Origin of the sequence: Roseovarius sp. 217, assembly GCF_000152845.1 — a bacterium.
GTDB lineage: Bacteria > Pseudomonadota > Alphaproteobacteria > Rhodobacterales > Rhodobacteraceae > Roseovarius.
The window spans coordinates 310,063-331,012 of the sequence record NZ_CH902584.1; the positions used below are offsets into that span (position 1 = coordinate 310,063).

The window sequence follows — 20,950 nt, forward strand, 5'->3', positions numbered from 1 at the left end:
CGCAACAAGTCAAGACCCCCTCCGCCCCGATTGATCCCCCTCCGCTTTCATGCCACCGTCCGTCCGCGAGGGACGAGGAAGGGAACCACCATGCAGGGCCAGATGATGCATCGGCCGCTCAGGATCATCGACATCCTGTTGCACGCCGCCGAGGCGCATGCCGCCGACGGCATCGTGTCCGCGCGGGTCGAGGGCGATCTGCACCGCCAGAGCTATCCGCAAACGCTGGCGCGGGCGGCACAGCTGGCGCAGGCGCTCACGGCACTTGGGTTGGACCCGGGCGACCGGATCGGCACACTGGCGTGGAACGGCCACCGGCATTTCGAGCTTTATTACGGGATTTCGGGCATCGGCGCGGTGTGCCATACCCTCAACCCGCGCCTCTCGCATGAGCAATTGCTTTATATCATCGCGCATGCCGGCGACCGGCTCTTGTGTCTCGATCTGACCTTCGTGCCGCTGATCGAGGCGCTCATGCCCGCTCTGCCGCCGGACCTGCGTTTTGTGATCCTGACCGACCGCGCGCATATGCCAGACTGCGCCTTTGAGGCGCTCTGCTACGAGGATTTGCTGGCCGCGCAGTCGCCCGATTTTGACTGGCCCACCTTCGCTGAGGAGACCGCCGCCGGTCTTTGCTACACCTCCGGCACCACCGGCAACCCCAAGGGCGCTCTTTACACCCACCGCTCCACGCTCTTGCATGCGCTGCAAGTGCCGCTCTGCCAGACCTCGAGCTTTCGCGCAGGGGGCCGCGTGCTGCCTGTGGTGCCGCTCTTTCACGTCAATGCCTGGGGGCTGCCCTATGTGGCACCGCTCACCGGCATGACGCTGGTGATGCCGGGACCGCATCTCGATGGGGCCAGCCTCTTTCGCCTGATGGACGCTGAGGGTGTCTATTCCGCATGGGGGGTGCCTACCGTCTGGGCGGGGCTGCTGGCGGAAATCAAGGCACAGGGGCGCATCCCCGCCGGATTTGCCGATCTGGTGGTCGGTGGCTCTGCCATGCCGCGCGTGATGATCGAAGCCTATGAGACGCGCGGCGTCGTGGTCTCGCAGGCTTGGGGCATGACCGAAACCAGCCCGATCGGCGCTTATGGCGTCCTGTCCCCGGCGCTGCAAGTGGCGCCGATGGCGGACCGCATCGCCGCCAAATGCTGTGCCGGGCGTCGCCTCTTTGGCGTCGAGTACAAGATCGTCGATGACGCGGGCCAGCGCCTGCCGCATGACGGTCAGGCGGCGGGCGAGCTATTCATTCGCGGCAATACCGTCATCAGCGGCTATTTCGAGAACCCCGAGGCCACCCGCGCCGCGATGGATAGCGAGGGCTGGTTCGGCACCGGCGATGTCGCGTCGGTCAGCCCCGAAGGGCGGCTCACGATCCGCGACCGCTCCAAGGATCTGGTGAAATCGGGTGGCGAATGGATCAGCTCGATTGATCTGGAAAACGCGGCCCTCTCGCATCCCGGCATCGCTGCCTGCGCGGTGATCGCAGTGCCGCATCCGAAATGGGGCGAACGCCCTATCTTGGTCGCGGTGGCCACAGGGCCGGACCGCCCCGCACTGTCAGAGATCTGCGCCCATATGGAAACCCATTTCGCCAAATGGCAATTGCCCGACGATCTGCTCTGGGTCGAGGCGCTGCCGCTGACCGCCACCGGCAAGGTCTCGAAACTCACGCTGCGCGACCAGTTCGCCGATTACATCCACCCCGACCACCGCGGGCACGGCGCATGAGCGCCCTCGATACAGACGCCGTCGCGGCATGGCTTGCCGCGCATCTTCCGGGCTTTGCTGGGCCGCTCACGGCGCAGAAATTCAGCGGCGGGCAATCCAACCCCACCTACCGTCTGATGACCCCCACGCGCAGCTACGTCCTGCGCCGCAAACCGCCCGGCGTGCTCTTGAAATCCGCTCATGCGGTCGAGCGGGAATTCCGCGTGCAGCGCGCGCTGCAAGACACATCCGTCCCCGTCGCCCGCATGCACCTGCTGTGCGAAGACGCGCAGGTCATCGGCACGCCCTTCTACATCATGGACGAGGTGCAAGGCCGCAGCTTTGACGCCCCCGCGATGCCCGGCCTCACCCCGCCCGAACGTCACGCCATCCTCGACGAGATGAACCGCGTTCTGGCCGCCATCCATGACATTGACCTCGCGCAAACCGGCCTCACGGACTATGGCCCTTCCGGTAATTACTACCGTCGTCAGGTGGACCGCTGGTGCGCGCAATATACCGCCACCGCCACCGATGACCTGCCCGACATGACCGCCCTCATGACATGGCTCGATGCGCATATCCCCCCGGAGGATGGGCAACGCACGCTGGTGCATGGTGACTACCGCCTCGACAATCTGCTCTTTGCGCCCCATGGCACCGCCTGCGTCGCCGTGCTCGACTGGGAGCTTTCCACCCTCGGCCACCCCTACGCCGACCTTGCCGCCGTGATCATGCAATGGTCGATGCCCGCCACCGCAGAGGGGCGCGGCCTTGCGGGTGTGGACCGCGCCGCGCTTGGCCTTTGGTCAGACGCGGATTTCATCGCCCGCTATTGCGAACGGCGCGGCATTGCCCCGATCGAGGGGTTCCATTTCTACCTCGCCTTCAGCTATTTCCGTATGGCGGCCATTCTGCAAGGCGTCAAGAAACGTGCGCTGGATGGCAACGCCTCTGACCCCGCACGCGGCCTGCGCCTCGGGGAGTATGTGCCCGACTTCGCCCGCGCGGGCCTCTCTGCGACCAAGGACAAGACATGACCCAGGACATCGACCCAAACCTCCTCGAACCGCCCTCGGCACTGCAAACCCATCTCGGCTATCGCCTGTGCGCCTGGTCCAAAGACTTTGCACGGCTGGAATTGCCGCTGGAGCCGTTTCTGATGAACCGTCAGGGTCTGCCGCATGGCGGCATCCACGCCACCATGCTCGATACCGCCATGGGTTTTGCTGGGTGCTACACCGGCGACCCGGAGCGGCAGCAGATGGCGCTCACCCTGTCGCTGACGGTCAATTATCTGGGGCAGGCCACCGGACCACGGCTGATCGCCGAGGCACGGCGCACGGGCGGCGGCAAATCCACCTATTTTGCCGAAGGCACCGTGCGGGATGAAACCGGCGCGCTCATCGCCACGGGCACCGGCGTATTTCGCTATCGGCGGGATCGAAACCCATAACCCCAGACTATGAATACGGTTAGTAAAACCAATTATTAATTATTGAACGCATCTGGTACACCCATCAAGGATACCGCGCAGGCCCAAGGAATCAGACGCACCCATCGCGACGACTCTGGGCGACCTCACCGAAGACAACATTCAAGTAGGAGACGAAAATGGACGGCAACAACATTGGCAAATGCCCGGTCATGCATGGCAGCATGACAGAAACAGGCACCAGCGTCATGGATTGGTGGCCCAAGGCCCTAAACCTCGATATCCTGCACCAGCACGACCAGAAAACCAATCCGCTCGGGGCGGATTTCAACTATGCCGAAGAGGTCAAGACCCTCGACTTCGAGGCCGTCAAGGCCGACGTCAAGGCGCTGATGACCGACAGCCAGGACTGGTGGCCCGCTGATTGGGGCCATTACGGCGGGTTGATGATCCGCCTCGCATGGCATTCTGCGGGCTCGTACCGTCTGGCCGATGGGCGCGGCGGCGGTGGCCATGGCAACATCCGCTTTGCCCCGCTCAACAGCTGGCCCGACAACGGCAACCTCGACAAGGCGCGCCGCATCCTCTGGCCGGTCAAAAAGAAATACGGCAATAAGCTGAGCTGGGCCGACCTGATCCTGCTCGCAGGCAACATGGCCTATGAATCCATGGGCCTCAAAACCTTTGGCTTCTCCTTTGGCCGCGAAGATATCTGGCACCCCGAGAAAGACACCTATTGGGGCGCGGAAAAGGAATGGCTGGCCCCCAGTGACAGCCGTTATGAGAGCGTCGAGAACCCGGCCACGATGGAAAACCCCCTCGCCGCCGTGCAGATGGGCCTGATCTATGTGAATCCCGAAGGCGTGAACGGTCAGCCTGATCCGCTCAAGACCGCAGGACAGGTCCGCGAGACCTTTGCCCGCATGGCCATGAATGACGAGGAAACCGCGGCTCTGACCTGCGGCGGTCATACCGTCGGCAAGGCGCATGGCAATGGCGATGCCGAAACGCTGGGCGATGCACCCGAAGCCGCCGATCTCGAAACGCAAGGCTTTGGCTGGGTCAACCCCAACCTCGGCGGCAAGGCCACCAATGCCGTCACCTCTGGCATCGAGGGCGCTTGGACAACCAATCCGACCAAGTGGGACATGGGCTATTTCAAACTGCTGTTCGGCTATGACTGGGAACTCACCAGATCCCCGGCAGGCGCGCAACAGTGGCAGCCCATCGGCATCAAGGAAGAGGATATGCCGGTTGACGCAACCGACACCTCCAAGCGTGTCATGCCGATGATGACCGATGCCGACATGGCGATGAAGATGGACCCGACCTATCGCGCCATCTGCGAAAAGTTCATGGCGGATCAAGCCTATTTCGAGGATTGCTTTGCCCGCGCATGGTTCAAACTGACGCATCGCGATCTTGGCCCCAAGGCCCGCTACATCGGCCCGGACGTGCCCCAAGAGGATCTGATCTGGCAAGACCCGATCCCGGCGGGGTCGACCGGCTACGATGTCGCCGCCGTCAAGGCCAAGATTACCGCAAGCGGTCTGAGCCTGTCGGACATGGTCGCCACCGCTTGGGACAGCGCCCGCACCTTCCGCGGCTCTGACCTGCGCGGCGGGGCCAATGGCGCGCGCATTCGCCTTGCCCCGCAAAAGGATTGGGAGGGCAACGAGCCTGCCCGTCTGGCGCGGGTTCTGGCAGCGCTCGAACCGATCGCAGCAGAAACCGGGGCCAGCGTAGCGGATGTCATCGTTCTGGCCGGTAATCTCGGGATCGAACAGGCGGCCAAAGCCGCAGGTTTCGCCATCGAGGTGCCCTTTGCCCCCGGTCGCGGCGACGCCACCGAGGATATGACCGACGGGGACTCCTTCGAGGTGCTGGAACCGCTGGCCGATGGCTTCCGCAACTGGCTCAAGAAGGATTACATCGTCACCCCCGAGGAAATGCTGCTCGACCGGGCACAGCTCATGGGCCTCAGCGCGCATGAAATGACCTGCCTTATCGGTGGTATGCGGGTGCTGGGCACCAACCACGGCGGCACGACGCACGGCGTCTTTACCGACAAGGTGGGCGCACTGACGACCGACTTCTTCACCACGCTCACCGACATGGGCTTCAAGTGGGACCCGAATGGCGATGGCACCTATAACATCGTGGATCGCAAATCGGGCGCGGTGAAACACACGGCCACCCGCGTCGATCTGGTGTTCGGGTCGAATTCGATCCTGCGCGCCTATGCCGAGATCTATGCACAGGACGACGCCCCCGAAAAATTCGTGCGCGATTTCGTCGCCGCATGGACCAAGGTGATGAACGCAGACCGCTTCGATCTGGTCTGACCGGACCTGACGACCAAAACGCGAGAGGCGCGGCGAGACATCGCCGCGCCTTTTTGATGTCTGGAGAATCTTAGAGACAGTTGCAGAGAATTTGCCAACCCGTGAGGGATACCCTGTCTTGACCGGACCTGTGACCCAAGCGCGATGGCCCCTGATCAGGGGCAAGCACCGCTCTCACCCCATAGGCATCCGCACCGCCCTGGACTTGTGTACATAACCGGGGCCCAAAATGTACCGGATGTACCCTACGGCAACCCGTTGCGCGCAATCTCGACTGCGAGATCCCGCACCGCCTGACCGCGTGCGGCGGCAATCGCCGCGACGCTTGCATCCTCTCCCGTGGCCACTGGAACGCTCAGATCAAACAGCCGCGCTCGCGCACGTCCGCTCTCAGATGACACAAAATATTGGCCTGCCAACCGGAAAACACCCACATCCTGTGCCAGCATCTCTTCAATCCGCACCTCGACCTGCGCCTCTGGGACTCCACCAAATGGCCAAGGTTCAGCCGCCACCTGCGCCCCCGTCATCTGCGCAAGATGCCGGCTTAGCTCCAGCGTGATTGCCCGACCCGGATCATCCGCCCATAACAAACCCGGCTGCGTTCTTAAAATTCCCATGGAATCAGAGAGATAGATCTGTTCCCCCGCCGCATATCCCGGCAATGACACCTCGCGCAGCGCGACCGAACCAAAGGCAATCCGCTGCTTGGTCTCAATCGCCGCACGCGGCACAGTCAGCCGTTGCTCGGGGACAGAGGTGCAGCCGATGAGGGCGGTCAAAACGACGAAAGCGGATATTTTTTTCATGATAATCAACGTCCTAACAGCAAAGAGTTCGGATTGCGTTCAATCGTTCGGGCCAAGGATGACACGGCTCGGGCAGCCCGTTCAACCTCGCGCAGCGCTGCCCGCGCATCCCGGCCCACCCCGTTTTCCGCCGCATAGCCCGCCAAAGTCCCCCGCGCCTGCGCCAAGACCGCTTCCGCCTCGGCAATCAACCCCGGCAGATCCCGCCCGGCTTCGGCAAAAGTATCCGCCGCATCGCGAGCCGACCCAAGGGCGGCGGTTGCGTTCTCGACCACCCCGCCTTCTCGTAACTGTGCCAAAACATTACGTAATTCTTCAAGTGTTGCGTTCAACGTCTCGGGCAAAGCCTGCGCACCATCCCCGGCCAACAACGCCTCAGCCGACCGAATGAGCGCGGTCAGTTCTGCTGCCATGGCGTCAATTTCAACCGTTTCAGCCTTGCGCGCCACAGCATCCATCCGCGCCACAAGGTCCGGCACACCACTCACCGCATCACTGACCCCCTGAGAGGCCGCAGAGGCATCGCTGAGCGCCGCGCTCAACTTGGCGGCCAAGGCCTCTTGCGCGATCTGAGCAACCAGTGTCTCCATTTCCGTCAAGACCGCGTCCAGCCGCCCAGGCAAGCCTTGCACCTCTGGCGCGCCGACGACGCCCCGCGTCTCATCCAACAGCGCGTTGACATTGCCCGGAACGGCGCGGATATCGGAGCTGGAAATTAGCGCATTTGCGTTTTGCATCAAGGCGATAGCCTCGGACATCACCTCTTCTACAGGCAGGGCGTTGATCCGCTCGAATACCCCCGTGGCGGTGGCCGACACATCTGCAATGTCACTCTCGGTGGTGGGAATGAATAGGCCATCCTCACCGAATTCTTCGATCTCGTCAGGTCGCGCATTTGCAATTTCGACCAATTCGACCTTGAGCCCTCCGGTCAGAAGTGAGGCAGATGCCAAGCGTGCCCGAAGCCCCGAGGCCACACTCTCACGCAGGAACGCAAGCGCCGCATCGCGCCCCGCCCCGCCTTCCAACCCCAGCCGCCCGGGCCGGATCGCCAGCGTGACCAAGAGCCGAACCCGTCCATCACCGAAGCGTTCATTATCGACAAAACCGTTGAGCGCACTCACCTGCCCAATGCGTAAGCCATTGAATTCAACCGGTGCATCAACGCTAAGGCCAGCGATATTCTCCTCAAAGACCGCCGAAAGCGAGAGGACTTCGCTGTCATCGCCGACAAAGAGATTGGCGCGCGCCGCTGATTCTTCAGGAAAAACTGTATAAACGTCACCCGATTGCGCCGGTGTCCCACCGGAGATCATGGTCTCGAACGTGACGCCCCCCGACACAAGCGCCGCCACCGAAGAGAAATCGAGCTGCGCGCCGCTTGGCCCCAACGAAAAGGAAAACCCGGACGTGTCCCAAAACCGCGTCGCACTGTTGATCAGGCTGTCATGCGGGGCAAAAACCAACGCCTCGGCCTGTGCTGACGAACCGTCCGCGGTGATGGTCGGCCTGCCGACCCTCCCGACCTCGATTCCGCGATAGACAATCGGTGCTCCCTCGACCAAAGACGCCTTGCCTTGCGCGCGCAACATCAGGCGTAAACCGCTCTGGCCCACCCGTTCCAGCGGCGCATCCGACAGACCGTCGAACCGCTCCGACACCTCGCCGGGCGTCTCATCCCAGAGCCCTTCGATATAAACGCCCGATAGCACCGTGCCCAATCCGGTCACGCCGCGCGCACTGACCTGCGGACGCACGACCCAGAATTGGGCATCATTGTCGATATAGGGTGCAACCTCTTGATCCACCCGCACTTTGACCAGAACCCGGCCCAATCCGGGGGCAAAGCTGACATCCTCTACCAAGCCGACGGACACATCACGGTAGCGCAATTCGGTGGTGCCGGGCCGCACGCCGGAGGCATTGTCAAACCCGATTTCAATGAGCGGACCACGATCTGCATAGGTCTGCCACGCCACACCCAGCACAATGACAAGCGCCGCCAAGGGCACCAGCCATATCACCGAGACCCGCTCCAACAGGCGGCGGCCTGCAGGTTTCACAATGGCCTCAGGCGGGGTCATATCGTCATGCGTCACGGGTGGGTGTCCTCTTTGCGATCAGGTCTGCGGGCACTGTCCCAGATCAAGCGGCTATCAAAACTCTGCGCCGAGAGCATCGTGAAAATCACGGAAAGAGCGAAAAACAGGCTGGCACGCCCCGGTGTTATGGTCGCCAGCGCCTGCAATTGCACCAAGGAGGACAGGATCGCCACCACAAACACGTCGATCATGGACCAACGCCCGATGTATTCTACCACCTCGTAGAGCAGATGCCGCTGTCTCTCGGACAGGCGCGAGCCGCGCCAGACCCCGATGCCAAGTCCCGCCAATGCGAAGAACTTGGCCACGGGGATCACCACGCTGGCTACCAGAATGATCAGCGCCACGCCCCAGTTGCCATGCTGCGCCAGCGTTACCGCACCGCCCACAATTGTATCGCTCTGCGTGCTGACCAAGGTGCGCGTTTCCAGCATCGGATAGATATTTGCCGGGATGTAACACCCCAGCCCAAGAAGCCACCACGCCCAAACCTTTTGCAGCGAGAACGGATCACGGGACTGCAGCGCACTCCCGCAGCGCGGGCAGATCTGCGTGCCAGAGTGGCTCACCCGCATGCAGCGGGTACACCCCACAAGCCCCATATCGCGCGCCGTCCTCATTCGTCCAACGAGGCCCAGATCGAATAGCGGCACATCAGGTTGTCAGTGGCGACCACCAAGACCACCAACACCGCGAACATCCACGCCGCCGGGCCAAACACCACATCGGCCAGATCGCTCAATTTGACCAGCGCGACCGCGCACCCAATGGCAAATATCTCGGCCATGGACCATGGCAGCAGCGATTCTGACAAGCGGAACGCAGACCGCGCGAGCGGCGCGGGGGGACGATCACGAATGATGGGAGCGAGCACGTAGATCAGCAGAACAAGGCGCAGCGCCGGTATCAGCACGATAAAGAACAGAACCGCGATGGAAAGTACCGATAGCCCCCCCTCGAATACAAAGGCGGCCTGAAGGATCGACGCATCATGGTGCATGCCCCCCGCGCCGATCGACAAAAACGGAAAGAATGTTGCCGCCGCAATTAGAATGAGGACCGTCAACGCCAGAGCGATGAGTTGCTTACCGGCCTTGCGCCGGGGGGCAATCAACACCGTGTGACAGCGCGCGCACACCGCGCGCTGCCGCATCGCCACCTGTGGCGCGGTATAGACCAGATCGCATTCCGGACAGGCGATCAATCCGGCCAGATCATCGCGATGGTCTGATGGCTCACTCACGATCGCTTGAGAAGCGCCAGCAACTCTTGTGAGGGCAGCCCGTCCGGCGTTGCCCCAACCGATTGCTGAAACGCGCGAATTGCATTGACCGTGTTGGGACCGATGATCCCGTCGATCTTCTCGATCCCAAAGCCTTTGCGTTGCAGGCGTCGCTGCATCTCCATCCGTTCGTCAAAAGACAGGGGATTATATCCACGCGGCCATGCCCCCTGAACTTCGGGCCCTCCGCCAATCCGATCCGCCAAATGGCCGACCCCCATCGCGTAGGCATCGGAATTGTTGTAGCGTTTGATGACCCCGAAGTTGTCAAAGACCATGAAGGCCGGTCCTTGCAGCCCCGCTGGCAGGTAGATCGACGCGCCGCCATAATCCCGGACCGCGCGACCATCGACACCCACGACACCCTGCGCCGCCCATTGGGAGGGCATTCGTTTTGATTTGGCCGACCCGGTGCTGAACCCCCGTGGCAATCGCACTTCGACGCCCCAAGGCTGACCCTTGGTCCAGCCAAAGCGCTTGAGATAGGCCGCCGTTGAGGCCAGAGCGTCGGTTGGGTTGTCTGACCAGATGTCCCGTTTGCCATCTCCGGTGAAATCCACAGCATAGGCAAGATAGGAGGTCGGAATGAATTGCGTGTGCCCCATGGCTCCGGCCCAGGATCCCTTCATGTTCTCAGGCGTCACATCGCCCGATTGCAGGATCTGCAAGGCCGCGATGAGTTGCTTTTCGAAAAACGCCCCCCGCCGCCCGTCATAAGCCAGCGTTGCCAGTGACTGAATCAGCGGCAGATCTCCCAACCGCTCGCCATAGGTGCTCTCCATACCCCATACGGCGGCGACAACCTCTTTCTCGACGCCGTAATGCGCCTCAATCCGGTCCAGAGCACGTCGGTTGCGGCGTACCGCTTCCTCGCCATTTTTGACACGGACCGGCGACACCGCGCTGTCGAGATAATCCCATATCTCGCGCTTGAATTCTGATTGGTTCCGGTCCTTTGCGACGATCTCGGGATTGAAGGTCACACCGCGAAAGGCCCGGTCGAACACTTGCCCGTTGACCCCCTGCGCCACCGCACGTCCGCGAAAGCCAGCGATCCAATTGTCGAATCCGGGGTTTGCACTGGCCTGCACGATGACAGCGTTGCCCTGTGTCTCGGGTCGCAATTGCGGCCGCAGACTGCGCACCGGCAGGTCGCTTGAAACGATGACCGCCATTGATATGACGCCCGAACCGGGTCTCATTTGTGGACGCAAGGATTGCTCCACTGCACCGGCAAAAGCCGGTGTCGTTCCGATCAAAAAGCTCAGTAGTCCTAGGTGTACCGCTCGCATGGCTTGGCCCCCTTGTGATGTGGCTCTGGAGACAGGATAGCCCGATTGTCTCCGAATCAAAAGCAATCTCGCGGTCGGCGCGCGCGTGACCGCCGATCTACTGCGCGACGAAGCGCTCGATGATCGTGCGGCATTTCAAGGTCATACACCACAGCGCGCGACTCTCGTGCGACGACCTATCGGCGCTTGCGTTCCACTTTGCGTTTTTCCACAGCGGCCTTGCGCTTGGCGCTCCCAAGCTTGCGTTTCGGGGGTTTGCCACGCGAACCTTGCGGCCCTCTGGGCATGGTCGTGCCCTCGATGCTGACGAGTTCCAGCGCGATGCCGCCCGTCACAGGAGCGGCCTCTGCCAGCTTGACCGTGACGCGCTGTCCAAGGCCAATCGTCAAGCCTGTATCAGACCCCATCAACGTGCCAGCGTCCCGGTCAAAATGGAAATACTCCCGCCCCAGCGAGCGCACGGGAATTAGTCCATCGGCCCCGGTTTCGTCGAGTTTCACGAAGGCGCCAAACTTGGCGATGCCGCTGATCCGACCGGTAAATTCCTCACCCAGCCGTTCCGAAAGAAACGCCGCCAGATAGCGGTCATTCGTGTCACGCTCAGCCATCATCGAGCGGCGTTCGGTGTCGGAAATGTGCTGCGCTGTCGCCTCAAGCCGCGCCTCTTCCTCATGGCTCAGCCCGTCATCGCCCCAGCCATGCGCCGAAATCAACGCCCGGTGCACCACCAGATCGGAATACCGCCGGATAGGCGAAGTGAAATGCGCATAGGCCTGCAAGGCAAGACCAAAATGCCCGAAATTCTGCGGCGCGTAATAGGCCTGCGTCATGGCGCGCAGGGTGGACATGTTGATGACCTCGGAATGATCCGTATCGCGTGCGGCATGCAAGAGCGCGTTGAGATGCGCAGTTTTCAGCACTTGCCCCTTGGCAAGAACCAGACCAGCCGCCTCGGCGACATCGCGCAGCGTTTCCAATTTCTCTGGTGCAGGTTCCTCATGAACGCGGAACAGGAGCGCCGATTTCCGGGCAACCAGCGTCTCTGCGGCGGCCACGTTGGCCAGCACCATGCATTCCTCGATCAACTTGTGCGCATCCAGCCGGTCGGCGAAATTGACCGACAGAACCTTGCCCTCGTCGCTCAGCACCACTTTGCGTTCAGGGAGATCCAAGTCGAGCGGCTGCCTGCGCCGCCGTGCCTCCTCCAATGCGGCGTAGGCCGCATAAAGGGGGGTAATCACGTCTTCCACCAGTGGCCCGCATTTGTCATCCGGGTTGCCGTCCTGTGCGGCCTGAACCTGCTGATAATTCAACGAGGCGGCAGAGCGCATCAGCCCGCGCACAAAGCGGTGCCCGATCTTGTCGCCATGGGCGTTGATCTGCATCCGCACTGCGATACAGGCGCGCGGCACGCCCTCATGCAGGCTGCACAGATCGCCCGACAGGCGGTCGGGCAGCATCGGCACCACGCGGTCGGGGAAGTAGCTCGAATTGCCCCGCTTGCGGGCCTCGTGATCGAGCGCAGTAGCGGGGCGCACGTAATGTGCCACATCGGCAATCGCGACCCAGATCACATGCCCGCCAGCATTCTTGGGATCGTCGTCGGCATGCGCCCAGACTGCATCGTCATGGTCGCGCGCATCCCAGGGATCAATCGTGATCAGAGGCATGTCACGCAGATCCTCGCGCCCCTTCAGGCCCGCCGGTTTCATGCCGTCCGCCTCGGCGATCACGTCGTCGGGAAAGGCGTCCGGAATGCCGTGCTGATGAATGGCGATCAGCGAGACCGCCTTGGGGGCAGACGGATCGCCCAGCCGCTCCAGAACCCGCGCCCGCGGCAGGCCCATACGGCCTGCGGGCCCGGCCTGTTCGGCCTCGACGAGTTCACCATCCTGAGCGCCGCCGGTGGCGTCCGCCGCCACCGCCCATTCCTTGCCATCGCCCTTGTCGATAGGCAGGATACGGCCCCCTTCGGCACCCTTGCGGAAAACCCCCAAGACCTTGCGCGGGTTGGTACCGATCCGCCGGATGAGCCGCGCCTCATAGTGATGGGCTTCGCCCTTGACCTCTTGCAGTCGCGCCAGAATACGGTCACCCGCACCCATCGCCGGATCAGAGGCGCGCGGGATGAGCAGAACGATTGGCTCCACCCCTTCGCCGGTCCATTCCAGAGGCTTGGCCAACAGCTCGCCGTCAGAGGCCGGACCAGTAACCTGAAGAACACTGACAGGCGGCAGCCGGTCGGGATCGCGGTAGGTCTTCTTGCGCTTCTCAAGATGGCCTGCGTCCTCCAACTCCTTGAGCAGGCGCTTGAGGTCGATCCGCGCAGCCCCCTTGATGCCAAAAGCCTTGGCAATATCACGTTTTGCGGTGAGGGTCGGGTTATCCGAGATCCATTGCAGGATCTCGTCTTTGTTGGGCATCTGGCTCATGGTTTGGCCCTAGCACGAAGCGAAAGCGACGTCATCCGGGAAACCGTCAAAATGCCGGGGCAGGTTTAGAGATTTCTTCACGCTTTGACCTTTAAGGTCGTTCAAGACCCGAGCAGAGGCCCAAAATGAAAGCAACCACCCCACTTGCCCGGATAGCGCCAGCGCCACGCGGCGGGGCCGCGGCCCATCTGACCCGGTCGCAAAAGGCTGCAATCATTGTCCGGTTCTTGATCAATGAGGGCGCCGAGATTGCGCTGACTGACCTGCCTGACGGGTTACAAGCGCGCCTGACGACGCAAATGGGCTCCATGCGCTATGTCGATCGCGGCACGCTGGCCGATGTCGTCGCGGAGTTTGCGCAGGAGCTAGAGGGCATGGGGCTGATCTTTCCGCGTGGCGTGGCAGGTGCGCTGTCGACTCTTGGCGGTCGGATCAGTCCGCAAACCGCCGCGCGGCTCCGCAAAGAGGCGGGTGTGCGGCAATACGGCGATCCTTGGAACCAGGTAAAGGAGGCAAATCTGACGGCTCTCATTCCTATTATTGAGCGCGAAAGCACAGAGGTGGCGGCGGTCCTTTTGTCCAAGCTCGAGGTATCGCGCGCTGCGGATCTATTGGGCAAATTGCCGGGTGAACTGGCGCGGCGGATCACCTATGCGGTCTCACAAACCGGATCGGTCAGTCCCGAAGCAGTTGACAGGATCGGCTTGGCACTGGCGGCAGAACTGCATGACGTGCCTGAAACCGCATTTGCCCAAGGGGCGGTGGAACGCGTGGGCGCAATCCTGAATTTCTCCCTTGCGGCCACCCGCGATGACGTGCTGACCGGTCTCGAGGAAACCGATCAGGAATTCGCGGCACTTGTCCGCCGCGCGATCTTTACCTTTGTGCATATATCAGACCGGGTGAAACCCACCGATATTCCCCGGATCACGCGTGAGCTGGATCAGGCGGTCTTGGTCACGGCCCTCGCCGGAGCAGCCTCAGGCGATGTGGCGACGGTGGCGGAGTTCATTCTGAATAATCTCGGGAAACGCATGTCCGAGGCGATCCGCGAGGAAATGCAAGAGCGGGGCCGTGTCCGTCTGCGCGACGCCGAAGAGGCGATGGCAGCCGTCGTCAATGCCGTACGCACGCTAGAAGCGGCTGGCGAGATCAGCTTTGTCACCCCGGAAGATGAGGAGCAGAGCGGCGACTGACCACTGGACAAGCGGAAAAGCCAGACATAGGCTTGGACCTATGAGTGATTGGGATGGACGCCGCTGGCACGACATGGGCGGACAGGCAGCCGGGCCTGTGCCGATGGAAGGGCATGACTTTGCTCTCTGGGAAAAGCGAATTGATGCGCTGATGGTGCTCTGCGGGCAAAAGGGGCTCTTTACCGTCGACGGGCTCCGCCGCGCGATTGAGGATATGGGCGAAGACGCCTTTGAAAAGTACAGCTATTACGAACGCTGGATCGCCGCCGTAAATCAGAACTTGCTGGAAGCGGGGATCTATTCCCTAGAGGAATTGGCCACCCGGATGGATGAGATCGCCGCGCGTGGCCCGACCTATGCCGAGGCGCAACATGGCTGAGCGGGTGCGAGTCAAGGCGCTGACACCGCCGGGTCATGTCCGCGTGCCGTGGTATCTCAGGGGCAAGACGGGTGAGATCGAGCGGCCCTTGGGCGCGTTTCACAATCCTGAGCAATTGGCCTATGGCCTGTCGGCCGAAGAAAAGCCGCTTTATCGCGTGCGCTTTTCCATGGCAGAAATTTGGGGTGATGCAGCGGAGAACCCAAACGACACGCTCGATGCCGAGATCTACGCCCATTGGTTGGAGAAGGTGGTCATCCATGCCGCATGACCACCACGATCACGACGACTATCACCACGAGGGCATGAGCTCCTCGGGTCATCCCTATCGCGCCGACAATGACGGCCCGCTGACCTATTGGCAGCGCATGGAAATTGCCGTTCGTGAGTTGTTGGTGGAAAAATCTCACCTGATCCCTGCTCAGATAGCCACTCAGATCGAGGTCATGGACGCCCGCAGCCCCGCAAATGGTGCAGCGGTTGTCGCGCGGGCGTGGATTGATCCCGATTTCAAGGCGCGCTTGCTCGCTGATGCCTCTGCCGCAAGCCGCGAGATGGGATTCGATATCGGCCCGCTCAACCTGATTGCTGTCGAGAATACCGCAGACGCGCATAATCTGATCGTCTGCACTCTCTGTTCCTGTTACCCCCGGAACCTCTTGGGCCTGCCGCCCGACTGGTACAAAACTCGCGAATACCGCAGCCGCGCAGTGCGCGAGCCGCGCGCTGTGTTGCGGGAATTCGGTCTTGATTTGGCTGAGAGTGTCGCGGTTCGGGTTCACGACAGCACCGCCGACATGCGCTATATGGTGTTGCCTGCCCGACCAGAGGGGACCGAAGGACTGAGCCAAGAGCAGTTGGCCAGCCTTGTTACCCGTGATTCAATGATCGGCACCGGCCTGCCTCGCCAACCCTGACCGGACCGAGGGCCAGCCAAGGAGGTGCGGTCGTCTTGTCATCGCCCTGCCCACTGACGCCATGGCGCAGGTCTTTGGGACGGCCCCTGACAACGATCTGCCGGAACCATCGCCGAGCCACCGGTTTCCGCCCCAGACCATTGCGCATGTTGTCCGGCTCTACGCCCGGTTCAACTTGGGTCTGCGCGAGGTCGCGCCGGGTCTTGATCATTGGTCACACAAGGGACTCGATAACCGCGCCGCGACCTGCCATCGGCCTTTCCGAAAACGACAGCGAGTCATCTGGGGTCTCCGATTACCAGTCGGAGTGAAACGTTTCGCGACCATCGGCTCGACGTATGCGAGGCCTGGACATCAGCGGCAAACGTCGTGTGATCGACGAACAACAGGTCAGACTTGGCAAACCCGGTGGGTTAACGTGACAAGACCTTTGGCGCACATCTCGCCACTTGGGTGGACCCACATCCTTCTCACCAGAGAATAGACGTTGCCCAAAAGGTGATCAAACCGCGTTGGTGTAGGATTCTGAACGCTCCGGCATCAGATCCGATATCGGTGATAGGCGTAAGCGAGGCTTAAGCCACCGAACAAAGCCGCAAGGCGTCAAAAACCGCCGCGTGGATATTGCGTGACGACTGCGCATCGCCGATGCGGTAAAGCTCATACCCTTTGCCGTGTCTGGGTTGGGGCGTAAGGTTCTTGAGCGCATGAAGGTCTGTGACCCCATCATTGGCCGATTGCCTGCGCAGTTCCTCGAACATCTCATTCATCGGTATCGTGCCCATTTCGACGATCACCTGATCATAGAGGGTCTGTTCGATGGCATGGGTCAGCTCGTTCATTAATGTCGCCTGTAGCTTGTTGCCTTTGCGCGCGACGCCGATCAGCCGCAGGTTGCCCTCGGGACGCAGGCCAGACTTGGCAAACTCTTTGTGCCAGCGCGTGGACTCCGGATAGACGAGATCCTGACCGATGTTCACATCGATGGTCGCTAGCCGCACATTCGCCCCTTCCGCCTGCGCACTCTGCGCAGCCAACAACGCCGGATGTCGGCCGGTGTTATCCCAGATCAGGACATCCCCAACCGGCGTGACCTGCCGACCTACGATGTCCCATGCCGAATGCACCAGATCATCCCCTGCGCCAAATTCGGTTTGCGGGATGCCGCCCGTTGCCAGAATGACCAGATCAGGATTGAGCGCGGCGACACTTTCCGCGTCCATGTAGCGGTTGCATTCCACCGCGACGCGCAGAATTTCCAACTCGGCCAAACGCCAATCAATGATACCAATCAGATCTCGTCGCCAATCCGCTGCGGCCATAAGCACCTGACCACCCGGCTGCGCGGCCGCTTCGAAGAGGCGGACGTTGTGACCACGTTCCGCCAAAACCCGCGCCGCTTCCAACCCGGCAGGGCCAGCCCCCACAACAACGGCATCGCGCGGGGTTTGTGTGCGTTCAATGCGGTGGCCAATCGTCAACTCGCGTCCGGTTGATGCGTTATGGAGGCATTTGGGGCGATGCTGTGACTGGCAATGACCGGCCCCGACACATGGCCGTATCCGGTGCTCTTCCCCGCGCATAAGTTTGTTCACCATATGCGGGTCTGCGATATGCGGGCGGGTCAGCCCCGCCATATCCACATGCCCCTCGGAGACGGCAAAGCGTGCCGAGGCCATGTCGGAGAGTTTCGCCGCGTGGAAAACCGGCAGCTTCACCTCGCGTTTAAACCGGCCAACGGCCGCCACCCAAGGGGCTGCTGGCATGCCCATGCCGGGGAACACTTCTTCCGACAGCGACCGAGAAGTGTCCATTGACCCGAAAAGCGCATTGAAAAAATCGACAGAGCCTTCACGCTCAAGGATCTGCGCCGCCGCCAGGCAGTCCTCTGCAGACAGTTCGCCGTCAATGCCCTCGTCCACCACATAGCGCATGCCAACGATAAAATCACCGCTGACATTGCGACGGATTTCGTCATGCACCATCAAGGCAAATCTCACCCGGTTCTCCAAAGACCCGCCAAACCGGTCTGTGCGGTGGTTTGTCTTGGGTGACAGGAACTGTCCGATCATATGTCCGGCAGCAAGTGTTTCGATCCCGTCCAGCCCGCCTTCCTCGCAGCGGCGCGCGGCCTGACCATAGGCTTTGACCACCCGCGCGATATCGTGCTCATCCATCTCTCGGGGGATGCCACGGTGCAATGTCTCGCGGATCGGAGACGGGCCAATCGGCGGCAGCCAATCCTGCGCATAGGGATCACCCCGCCGCCCGAGATGTGTGATCTGGCACATCAACGCCGCGCCTTGCGCATGCATCCGCTCTGCAAAGCGTTGCAGATGCGGAATGATCAGGTCGGTGCCGACATTGAGCTGCTGAAAGATGTTTGGGCTGTCGATGTCGACATTCGACGACCCACCAAACATTGAAAGTGCAATGCCGCCCCGTGCCTTTTCTTCGTGGTAGGCCTGATAGGCCTCCTGCGGAAAGCCATCTTTCTCCAGCCCGCAGGCATGCGATGTGCTCATGATCCGATTGCGCAGAACCAGCTTTTTAATCTGGAGCGGTTGCAGCAGCGGGTCTTTCGCGCGGATGGGGCTCTGGATGGCCATGGCATAAACTCCGGTTGGGACGCGGCCGTGCAGGCCCGTCAAATTGTCGACTATCGTTCAGGGTCGGGATCAGAGCACTTTGGACAGGAATTCCTGCGTGCGCGGATCTTGCGGTGTTTCAAAGATTTGCGACGGCGGGCCACTTTCCACGATACGCCCTGCATCGGTGAAATAGACCCGGTCCGATATCTCGCGGGCAAAGCCCATCTCGTGGGTGACCAACATGCACGTCATCCCGTCCATCGCTAGATCCCTGATGGTCACAAGCACTTCTTTGACCGTTTCGGGGTCGAGTGCTGCCGTCACCTCATCGAATAACATCACGTCGGGCCGCATGCACAGGCTGCGGGCGATGGCGACACGCTGTTGCTGACCGCCCGACAGTTCCGCAGGATAGGCGTTTTCCTTATCCTTCAACTTGACCTTGGCCAGCAGGGCGCGGGCCCGCTCCTCGACCTCTGTGCGGTTTTCCCTGAGCACCAGCAGCGGCGCCATCATCACGTTTTGCAAAACAGTGCGGTGCGGAAAGAGGTTGTATTGCTGAAACACAATCCCGACCTTGCGCCGCAGCGCCAGCTTGTCGAGCTTTGCATCATGCACCTCAATCCCTTCGACCTTTACCGATCCCTTGCTGACCGGGGTTAGCCCGTTGATCGTGCGGATCAGGGTAGATTTACCTGAACCCGACGGTCCGATGATACAGACCACTTCACCCTTCATGACGTCGATATCGATGCCTTTGAGCACTTCAAGGCTACCAAAGCTCTTGTGGACACCGTGCAAGGCCACGATCGGCTGTTCGACGGTCCAGTTTCCGGTGGGGGACATCATCGTCAAGTCTCCTGTCAGGACCCAGTGGCGAAGCGTTTTTCAAGCCGACGGGTGCAAATTGATATCGGATAGATGACGACAAAGAAGATCGTCATCAGAAAGAGGTAGAAAGGGATCAGGAACTCGGGACGCGACCCTGCCGCTTCCATGGCTGCCTGTGTGTTGCCAAGCGCCTCGTTGACGCCAAGGATTGCCGCCATCGGCGTCATCAAGGTCAGCAGCGCGTACCAGTTCATCCACGGCGGAAGCATCCGGCGGATACATTGCGGCAAGATGATATGACGAAGCGTCTGACCGCGCGTAAATGCAAGGCTCTCAGCACTTTCCCATTGGCCAGAAGGGATCGACGCCACCGCTCCGCGAAGAATTTCCGAGACATTCGCCATGACCGGCAAGGAAAAGCCGAAAGTGGCCTTAAGCCAGTCGGGAACCATCACCTTGTCTCCACCCGGCAGCGTGATCTGAAACGGCACAAGAAACATGATCGCAAATAAGATTACCAGCCAAGGTGAGTTGCGAAAGAGGTTCGTGACCAGCTTGGCAGGGAGCCGGATCAGGGTGACTGGGCTAATCTGCATAAAGCCCAAGATCACACCACTAACCGTGGCCAGCGCCATAGCCAGAACGCTCATCACCAAGTTCAACCCAAACCCTTTGAGGATAAACGGCACCCAGGTGATCAGCGTGGCCAACGCCGAAGGGCGTCCGGTTGACCCATCTTGTGCCATAGCGGCCAATGTAGCCAGAACGCATAGCCCTGCCGCAAGAACGGGGGCCCGCCACGTCAGACGGGAAACGGTCCAATTCGGCGTCATTGTCCGTACCCCGGCAGTGCTATTTTACGCTCGATCATGGTCATGATCCGCGCGATGATCGCAATCAGAACGATGTAATAGCCAAAGAGAAGCAGCATCATTTCTGGCACGTTCACGCTGTCCGACCAGATGCCGCTTAGCGAATACGTGATCTCGGGAACCGCAATCACATAGGCCAGCGATGACGTCTTGGCCAGCGAGACGATGTTGTTGGTGAGCGCGGGCAGGCAGATGCGCAAGGCCAGCGGAAAGGTCACGTAGACAAATATCTTGAACCCGGAAAAGCCGAGCGACTCCGCCGCCTCTTTCGTCGAGGCTGGCACCGCCTCGATACCGGAACGAAAAATCTCGACGTTATAGCTGCCGCCAAAAATGCCGATGGCAATGACCGCCCACCCAAACGACCCAATTGCAGGCTCGTACCAACCGCCCATATCCACCTGCGGGGTGATCGCACCGAGCCCGAAGTAAAAGAACAAAAGCTGCACGATGGGGGGCGTGTTGCGAAAAATCTCGATATAGGCCGACACCATCCAACGTATGATCCGCAGCCGTGATGTTTGCGCACCCGCACCGATCACACCGATCACCAACGAAACCGCGATGATCGCCGTGATAAGTTTGACCGAAACCCACATCCCCTCGACCAGCCGACCCCAGTCATAGGAGTTGTAAAACGGCGAGAAGTTAAGCCCGGTGGTGTCGTATAGCCGTTCAAAGAACGGCGCGATAAGGTCCAGCACGCGTGTTATCCTGTCCAAAGGTCGGGGGGATGTTACCCCCCCCCGGTATC

General features: G+C 61.1%; 18 protein-coding genes. 8 read left to right on the top strand and 10 right to left on the bottom strand.

Annotation, left to right across the window (positions count from 1 at the left end):
- The first annotated feature begins 90 nt into the window (after positions 1-90).
- The 4 genes from ROS217_RS01535 to katG all read left to right on the top strand — a co-directional run bounded on the left by ROS217_RS01535 (position 91) and on the right by katG (position 5,493).
- The gene (locus ROS217_RS01535; protein WP_009815879.1) at positions 91-1,734 is read left to right on the top strand and encodes a long-chain-fatty-acid--CoA ligase; all 1,644 of its coding nucleotides are present in this window, start codon (positions 91-93) and stop codon (positions 1,732-1,734) included.
- Positions 1,731-2,753 carry a phosphotransferase family protein gene (locus ROS217_RS01540; protein WP_009815880.1) on the top strand — a complete coding sequence of 341 codons (1,023 nt, stop codon included), beginning with the start codon at positions 1,731-1,733 and terminating at the stop codon, positions 2,751-2,753. Before ROS217_RS01535 ends, ROS217_RS01540 begins: the two co-directional genes overlap by 4 nt.
- Positions 2,750-3,169, top strand: a complete 420-nt coding sequence (locus ROS217_RS01545) for a PaaI family thioesterase (RefSeq protein WP_009815881.1) — start codon at positions 2,750-2,752, stop codon at positions 3,167-3,169. The genes ROS217_RS01540 and ROS217_RS01545 overlap by 4 nt, the downstream gene beginning before the upstream one ends.
- 158 nt (positions 3,170-3,327) lie before the next feature.
- Positions 3,328-5,493 carry a catalase/peroxidase HPI gene (gene katG / locus ROS217_RS01550; RefSeq protein WP_009815882.1) on the top strand — a complete coding sequence of 722 codons (2,166 nt, stop codon included), beginning with the start codon at positions 3,328-3,330 and terminating at the stop codon, positions 5,491-5,493.
- 245 nt (positions 5,494-5,738) lie between these two features.
- On the opposite strand, the gene ROS217_RS01555 is transcribed toward katG, so the two are convergent.
- From ROS217_RS01555 to rnr, 6 genes are all read right to left on the bottom strand, one after another.
- Positions 5,739-6,302: a PqiC family protein gene (locus tag ROS217_RS01555; protein ID WP_009815883.1), complete on the bottom strand. Its 564-nt coding sequence runs from the start codon at positions 6,300-6,302 to the stop codon at positions 5,739-5,741.
- Positions 6,303-6,307: 5 nt separating this feature from the next.
- Positions 6,308-8,401, bottom strand: coding sequence for an MlaD family protein (locus ROS217_RS01560; protein ID WP_009815884.1), 2,094 nt, complete (start codon positions 8,399-8,401; stop codon positions 6,308-6,310).
- A complete protein-coding gene (locus ROS217_RS01565) occupies positions 8,398-9,006 on the bottom strand; it encodes a paraquat-inducible protein A (protein WP_050766401.1) in 609 nt (202 codons plus the stop codon). Before ROS217_RS01565 ends, ROS217_RS01560 begins: the two co-directional genes overlap by 4 nt.
- Positions 9,007-9,020: 14 nt before the next feature.
- Complete coding sequence (locus ROS217_RS01570; protein WP_009815886.1) at positions 9,021-9,647, bottom strand: paraquat-inducible protein A; 627 nt, start codon at positions 9,645-9,647, stop codon at positions 9,021-9,023.
- Positions 9,644-10,861 (bottom strand): lytic murein transglycosylase, encoded by a 1,218-nt coding sequence (locus ROS217_RS01575; protein WP_009815887.1) that lies wholly within the window; start codon positions 10,859-10,861, stop codon positions 9,644-9,646. Before ROS217_RS01575 ends, ROS217_RS01570 begins: the two co-directional genes overlap by 4 nt.
- A gap of 293 nt (positions 10,862-11,154) precedes the next feature.
- Positions 11,155-13,410 (bottom strand): ribonuclease R, encoded by a 2,256-nt coding sequence (rnr, locus tag ROS217_RS01580; RefSeq protein ID WP_009815888.1) that lies wholly within the window; start codon positions 13,408-13,410, stop codon positions 11,155-11,157.
- 125 nt (positions 13,411-13,535) lie between these two features.
- On the opposite strand from rnr, the gene ROS217_RS01585 reads away from it, so the two are divergent.
- Genes ROS217_RS01585 through nthA form a run of 4 tightly spaced genes read left to right on the top strand, consistent with a single transcriptional unit; the run spans position 13,536 to position 15,902 of the window.
- Positions 13,536-14,606, top strand: coding sequence for a flagellar motor switch protein FliG (locus tag ROS217_RS01585; RefSeq protein WP_009815889.1), 1,071 nt, complete (start codon positions 13,536-13,538; stop codon positions 14,604-14,606).
- 40 nt (positions 14,607-14,646) lie between these two features.
- Positions 14,647-14,985 (top strand): SH3-like domain-containing protein, encoded by a 339-nt coding sequence (locus tag ROS217_RS01590; RefSeq protein WP_009815890.1) that lies wholly within the window; start codon positions 14,647-14,649, stop codon positions 14,983-14,985.
- On the top strand, positions 14,978-15,256 hold the full coding sequence (locus ROS217_RS01595) for an SH3-like domain-containing protein (RefSeq protein ID WP_009815891.1): 279 nt from the start codon (positions 14,978-14,980) through the stop codon (positions 15,254-15,256). The genes ROS217_RS01590 and ROS217_RS01595 overlap by 8 nt, the downstream gene beginning before the upstream one ends.
- Positions 15,246-15,902: a nitrile hydratase subunit alpha gene (gene nthA, locus ROS217_RS01600; protein WP_009815892.1), complete on the top strand. Its 657-nt coding sequence runs from the start codon at positions 15,246-15,248 to the stop codon at positions 15,900-15,902. Before ROS217_RS01595 ends, nthA begins: the two co-directional genes overlap by 11 nt.
- Before the next feature lie 575 nt (positions 15,903-16,477).
- Here the strand turns inward: nthA and ROS217_RS01605 are convergent.
- The 4 genes from ROS217_RS01605 to ROS217_RS01620 all read right to left on the bottom strand — a co-directional run bounded on the left by ROS217_RS01605 (position 16,478) and on the right by ROS217_RS01620 (position 20,900).
- Complete coding sequence (locus ROS217_RS01605; RefSeq protein WP_009815893.1) at positions 16,478-18,511, bottom strand: NADH:flavin oxidoreductase; 2,034 nt, start codon at positions 18,509-18,511, stop codon at positions 16,478-16,480.
- 69 nt (positions 18,512-18,580) lie between these two features.
- Positions 18,581-19,342, bottom strand: coding sequence for an amino acid ABC transporter ATP-binding protein (locus ROS217_RS01610; RefSeq protein ID WP_009815894.1), 762 nt, complete (start codon positions 19,340-19,342; stop codon positions 18,581-18,583).
- A gap of 14 nt (positions 19,343-19,356) precedes the next feature.
- On the bottom strand, positions 19,357-20,157 hold the full coding sequence (locus tag ROS217_RS01615) for an amino acid ABC transporter permease (RefSeq protein ID WP_040650287.1): 801 nt from the start codon (positions 20,155-20,157) through the stop codon (positions 19,357-19,359).
- Entirely contained in the window at positions 20,154-20,900 is a 747-nt protein-coding gene (locus ROS217_RS01620) for an amino acid ABC transporter permease (RefSeq protein ID WP_009815896.1), read from the bottom strand. Before ROS217_RS01620 ends, ROS217_RS01615 begins: the two co-directional genes overlap by 4 nt.
- Between the last annotated feature and the right edge of the window lie 50 nt (positions 20,901-20,950).